We start from the raw sequence: 255 nt of genomic DNA on the forward strand, positions 1-255 counted from the left end.
CCCAATTGTATTCTGGTAAGAATTTATTGTTTACTTTTTTTCTGGAGTACTGTCCATGTGTAATATCATGATTCCATTGAACTCTAGAAAAGTTAATTCGCCATTGCTCACCATTTTTTGGTTTTGATTTTGCGCGATTTATTAACTCCGCAAAAGCACTTAACGGAATAGCCATTTCTACAGACCAAAAGGCATCACTGTCATCAGCATTGTTTACTGTTCCTTTGATAAAAACAGCCGTTTTTAATGTGTTTA

Annotated in this window: 1 pseudogene; it reads right to left on the reverse strand. The window is 34.5% G+C overall.

Annotated features, from left to right (window positions below):
• A pseudogene (locus ACEWL1_RS12165) lies at positions 1-255 on the reverse strand (carbohydrate-binding family 9-like protein); the annotation flags it as partial.

The organism is Polaribacter gochangensis (assembly GCF_046224025.1).
Classification (GTDB): Bacteria; Bacteroidota; Bacteroidia; order Flavobacteriales; family Flavobacteriaceae; genus Polaribacter; species Polaribacter gochangensis.